This is a genomic window from Variovorax glucosi, from assembly GCF_051216695.1.
In the GTDB taxonomy this organism is placed as follows: Bacteria; Pseudomonadota; Gammaproteobacteria; order Burkholderiales; family Burkholderiaceae_C; genus Variovorax.
Window position 1 is genome coordinate 1 of record NZ_JBPJZE010000083.1, and the last position, 1,479, is coordinate 1,479.

The 1,479-nt window shown below is 70.8% G+C and carries 3 protein-coding genes; 1 reads left to right on the forward strand and 2 read right to left on the reverse strand.

What is annotated here, in order from left to right; translation table 11 throughout:
• On the forward strand, nt 1-447 hold a 447-nt coding region (locus ACSFA3_RS23060), incomplete at its 5' end, for an ATP-binding cassette domain-containing protein (protein WP_435507774.1).
• Here ACSFA3_RS23060 and ACSFA3_RS23065 read toward each other — a convergent pair.
• On the reverse strand, nt 377-679 hold the full coding sequence (locus ACSFA3_RS23065; RefSeq protein WP_435507775.1) for a hypothetical protein: 303 nt from the start codon (nt 677-679) through the stop codon (nt 377-379). The genes ACSFA3_RS23060 and ACSFA3_RS23065 overlap by 71 nt on opposite strands.
• Before the next feature lie 79 nt (nt 680-758).
• Nucleotides 759-1,479: amidase family protein (locus tag ACSFA3_RS23070; protein WP_435507776.1), on the reverse strand; the 721-nt coding region annotated here is incomplete at its 5' end.

The following is a 1,479-nucleotide window of genomic DNA, read 5'->3' on the forward strand; positions in this document are numbered from 1 at the left end:
GACGAGATCTTCGAGATCTTCCCGCGCCTGCGCGAGCGCCGTCCGCAGATGGCGTCGACGCTCTCGGGCGGCGAACGCCAGATGCTGGCCATCGGCCGCGCGCTGATGGCGCGGCCGCGCCTGCTGATGCTCGACGAACCTTCGCTCGGCCTTGCCCCGCTGGTGGTGCGCGAAGTGCTGCGCGTGGTGTCGCAACTGCGCAGCCACGGCGTTTCGGTGCTGCTGGTGGAGCAGAACGTGGGCATGGCGCTCGACTTGGCCGAGCGCGCTGCGGTGCTGGAAGAAGGGCGCATCGTCGCGCTGGGCCGGCCGGAAGAACTGATGGCGCGTCCGGAGCTGCGGCGCGCCTACCTGGGGCTGGATGCTGAAGGTGGCGCTACGCCGGGTGCGACGGCCCATGGTGCCCGGGCCGCCGCAGCGCCAGCCACCACAGCAGCGCGGCATTGATCGCCCAGCTGCCGGCCAGCATCATCAGCGCCGTGTTCGCCACGCCGGGCGAGAGGTCGAGCGTCAGCAGGCTCAGCGACCACGGCAGCCCGCTAGCGATGGCAACCAGCATGCCGGCCTCGCTGTCGGGCACGACAGCGCAGGCCAGGATGCAGACGGCGCCGGTGATCGTGTAGATCAGTGCGGCGGCGCGCCATCCGGGGCGTTGAGGCGGTCGTGAATTTGCGGGCATGCCTTGAGCATCGCCGATCCCGCATCAAGCCGTGAAGGCCTGTTACGCGAAGGGGCGTAGTGTTTTGGCGACGCCGTGTTCAGTGGCTTGCCAACTTCTGCACGCTTGGGGCGATTGGTGCTTCGGGCAGCGCGGCTTCGATGCCGAGCGCCAGTGCCAGCAGCGCCGTGTCGGAGCCTTGTGCGCCGGTCAATTCCAGCCCGGCGGGCAGGCCGTTGGAGGTGAGGCCCATCGGCAGGCTCACCGCCGGCAGGCCCGCCATGCCGGCCGGGCCGGTGTTGCGGATGTAGGCCGAAAAAGCCGAGATGGGACGGCCGCACAGCGTTACCTCCACGTCTTCGCCGAGGCGCGCGGCGGTCAGCGGGCTGGTCGGGAAGACGAGGGCGGCCAGGTCGTGCCGCGCGAAGCAATTGCGGTACGCCGCCTGCATGCGCGGGCGCAGGGTGTGCAGCGCGTGGGCGTAGGCCTCGGGCGTGATGGCCGCCGCGCCGAAGAGGCGTTCGAACAGCGGGCGCACGTCGGGGCTGACCACCGCGTCGGTGAGCGCGCGCGCGTCGAAGAGGCGGTCGTGCCGCGCGAAGTAGGCGGCCAGCGCGGGCAGGATCTCGTGCAGCGAGATCGTCATCGATCCCTCTTGAAACAACGCACCGGCTTCGGCGAGGTCGCAAGGCACCAGCACGGCACCGGCTGCGCGCAGCAGCTCGAGGCGCTCGCGGGCCAGCTCGGCCACGGGCGGATCGACCTCTTCCCAGAAGTAGGCCTCGGGCACGCCGAGGCGCACGCCTGTGAGCGGTGTCGGA